Annotated in this window: 4 protein-coding genes and 1 pseudogene; 2 read left to right on the top strand and 3 right to left on the bottom strand. The window is 74.3% G+C overall.

The window, feature by feature from the left end:
- Positions 1-38: 38 nt before the first annotated feature.
- Entirely contained in the window at positions 39-200 is a 162-nt protein-coding gene (locus RWM17_RS13490; protein WP_314104493.1) for an Rv0909 family putative TA system antitoxin, read from the bottom strand.
- A 283-nt stretch (positions 201-483) separates the two neighbouring features.
- On the opposite strand from RWM17_RS13490, the gene RWM17_RS13485 reads away from it, so the two are divergent.
- Together RWM17_RS13485 and RWM17_RS13480 are read left to right on the top strand one after the other, a co-directional pair.
- Complete coding sequence (locus RWM17_RS13485) at positions 484-1,425, top strand: ATP-binding cassette domain-containing protein (RefSeq protein ID WP_314104492.1); 942 nt, start codon at positions 484-486, stop codon at positions 1,423-1,425.
- A complete protein-coding gene (locus tag RWM17_RS13480; protein ID WP_314104489.1) occupies positions 1,422-2,210 on the top strand; it encodes a hypothetical protein in 789 nt (262 codons plus the stop codon). Before RWM17_RS13485 ends, RWM17_RS13480 begins: the two co-directional genes overlap by 4 nt.
- A gap of 69 nt (positions 2,211-2,279) precedes the next feature.
- Here RWM17_RS13480 and RWM17_RS13475 read toward each other — a convergent pair whose 3' ends face one another.
- Both RWM17_RS13475 and RWM17_RS13470 read right to left on the bottom strand, forming a co-directional pair.
- Positions 2,280-2,729, bottom strand: a complete 450-nt coding sequence (locus RWM17_RS13475) for a hypothetical protein (protein WP_314104487.1) — start codon at positions 2,727-2,729, stop codon at positions 2,280-2,282.
- Positions 2,726-3,028, bottom strand: a pseudogene (locus tag RWM17_RS13470) (hypothetical protein); the annotation flags it as partial. The pseudogene RWM17_RS13470 and the gene RWM17_RS13475, both read right to left, overlap by 4 nt.

The raw sequence follows: 3,028 nt of genomic DNA, 5'->3' as shown, positions 1-3,028 counted from the left end.
GCCGCACACTGAGCGCGGCACCCCGACGACGACTCAGCTCAGTGGCCGACCTTCTCGTCGGCAGCGTCGCCGGCCTTCTCGATCTTGTCGTCGAACTTGCCGCCGCTCTTCTGTGAGGCAGCCTGCTCGGCCTTGTCGATGCCCGCGTCCGAGGCCTTCTCGCCCTTGTCGCTGCCCATCGCGTCCTTCGCGCTGTCCATGAGACCCATCTCGGTCGTCCTCTCGTCCGTGGCCCGCCCGGCGCGGACCTCCCCCAGGTCACTCCCTCGGCGACGGGACAGTCCTGCACGTGCAGGCAGGTCCCAGTCCCGGCCGCCGGACGTACCCCGGCTGCCGACATGTGCAGGACCCGCGCCGGACCGGTACGGCCGCGACGCCGGAGGCGGCTGTCGCTCGGCACGACAGACCCTCGGTACTCCGGTACCAGCGGACGGATACCCGTGGAGGATCTCACGTCCGTCCGACGTCCGTAGCGTCGGCACCATGATCGAAGCGACCAGACTCAGCAAGCGCCACGGCGCGAAGACAGTCGTCGACGGCGTGTCCTTCTCGGTGCGGCCGGGCACGGTGACGGGGTTCCTCGGGCCGAACGGCGCCGGCAAGTCGACCACGATGCGGATGATCGTCGGGCTCGACCGCCCCACGTCGGGCACCGTCACGGTGAACGGCCGCCGCTACGTCGACAGCCCTGCGCCCATGGCCGAGGTCGGCGTGCTGCTCGACGCCGGCGCGGTCCATCCCGGCCGACGGGCCCGTGACCACCTGCGCGTCGTCGCCAGCACCAACGGGATCGGCGACCGTCGCGTCGACGCGGTGCTGAGCCTGGCCGGGCTCGAGAGCGTCGCCCGCAAGAAGGTCGGCACGTTCTCGCTCGGCATGAAGCAGCGTCTCGGCATCGCCACGGCACTGCTCGGCGACCCCGGCACGGTGGTGCTCGACGAGCCGGTGAACGGCCTCGACCCCGAGGGCGTCACCTGGGTGCGCCAGCTGTGCCGCCAGCTGGCCGCCGAGGGCCGGGCCGTGCTGCTCTCGAGCCACCTGATGGGCGAGATGGCCCAGACGGCCGACCGCCTCGTCGTGCTCGGACGAGGGCGCGTGATCGCGGACACCCCGACGGCCGAGCTGCTGGCACGAGCCGGCGGCGGCGGCGCCGTCCGCGTCCGCACGGACCGACCGGAGGACCTGAGCGCCCTGGTGGCGCCGCTGGGCGCGACGCTCGTCCCCGTCTCGGCCGACACCGTCGAGGTGGCCGGCCTGACCGCCGAGCAGATCGCCCAGGCGGCCGGGCCCGCCGGCGTGCTGCTGTACGAGCTCGCCCCGGTCCAGGTCTCCCTCGAGGCCGCCTTCTTCCACCTCACGGGCGACTCGGTCGAGTACCGGGCCGACGCGATCACCGACACCGACTCCTCGAAGGCCACACGATGAACGAGCACCTGCCCACCTCGTCCTCGGCACCCGTCGCCGCCCGCGACACCCGCACGTCGACCGCCGCCCACCAGGACTTCACGGGCCTGATGAGGTCGGAGTGGCTGAAGGTCGCCTCCCTGACCTCGATGCGGTGGCTCGCGCTCGCCGCCGTCGGTGCCGGGGCGCTCGGCGCCGTGGCGTTCGCCTCGAGCGCCGAGGCCTCGACCACCACCGCGGTCCTCGGCTCCGCCACCCTGTCCGCCCTCGTGATCGGCCTCCTGACGGCCCTGGGGACGACGTCCGAGTACGCCACCGGAAGCATCCGCACCACCCTGGCCGTCGCGCCCCGTCGCGGTCTCGCACTGCTGGCCAAGGCGGCCTTGTCCGCCCTGCTGGGCGTCGTCCTGTCGGTCCTCGGCTCGGTCGCCGGCCTGGCCGCCACCTCGGCCATGCACCCCGACGGCTGGATCGAGGCCGGCACCGTCGTGCGCGCCGTGGTCGCCGCCGCGATCTACGTCGCCGTCGTCGCCGTCTTCTGCCTGCTGCTCGGCACCCTGCTCCGCGGGGTCGCCCTCACGACGGCCTCCGTCATCGCGCTCGTCCTGCTGCTCCCCGGGATGACCGGCGGCGTGCGCGTCGGCGACGTGTTCCTCTCCGACTACCTCTTGTCCGAGGCCGGGCCGGGCCTGGTCCTCCAGACCTCGTTCGGCACCGACGCGTGGGTGCAGGTGGCCACCGTCAGCGTCTGGATGGCGCTCGCCTCGGCCGCCGCCGCCGCCCGCCTCGGGTACTCCGACGCCTGAGGCGCGGCCCTGCTGCCGAGGCCGCGACCTCGGGCCCCGCGGTCCAGGCGGTCTCCGGAGAGCCGGACCCTAGGCGGCGTACCGCTCCACGCGCGGGACGCAGGTGAGGCCGTCCTCCTCGACGGGGATGGTCATCGACCAGTCGGCACCCTCGCCGGCCTCCACGGGGCCGACGTCGACCTGCTGCAGGGCGCGGGTGTCGGACCCTCCGCTGAGCAGGGACATGTAGAGCCGGTAGGTGACCGGGCCCTCGCTCGGGTTCTGGACCGTCCCGTCGACGGTCCAGCCGCCGTCGCCCCGCTCGCAGGTGGCGATCTGCAGGTCGCTGAGGGCCCCGGTGAAGCCCTCTCCGGAGCCGGGGACGTCCTGGACGTCGGTGATGCCCGCCGAGGCCTGCTCGGTCGCCTCGGCCGTCGGCGTCGGCGACGGCGACGGCTCCGCGTCCTGCGAGGTGCAGCCGGTCAGGGCCAGTGCCAGGGCACCGACGGCGAGGGTCGTCGTCCACCGGGTGGAGGTCATGGGCGTTCCTTTCGGGGTGGGCGGCGCTGCCCCCATCTCACCACGAGGGCGCCGAGCAGCAGCAACAGGCCGCCGAGGGGGAGGCCGGCGAGACCGGCGAGACCGCCGCCGGTCCAGGCCAGGACCGCCGTGGCCACGGGCGAGAAGACGGGCACGAGCACCGAGGGGCCGGCGGGCGCGGCAGGCTGTGCCGGGTCGGCCGGCGACACCGGACGGACCGGCGGCTGCGGGCCGACCGGGGGCTGCGGGTCCACCGGCGGCTCGGGGTCGGTGACCGGTGCCACGGCCACGGTCGCCCC

This window comes from uncultured Frigoribacterium sp. (assembly GCF_963515265.1).
Lineage (GTDB): Bacteria > Actinomycetota > Actinomycetes > Actinomycetales > Microbacteriaceae > Frigoribacterium.
This window is presented reverse-complemented; position numbering and strand designations above follow the sequence as displayed.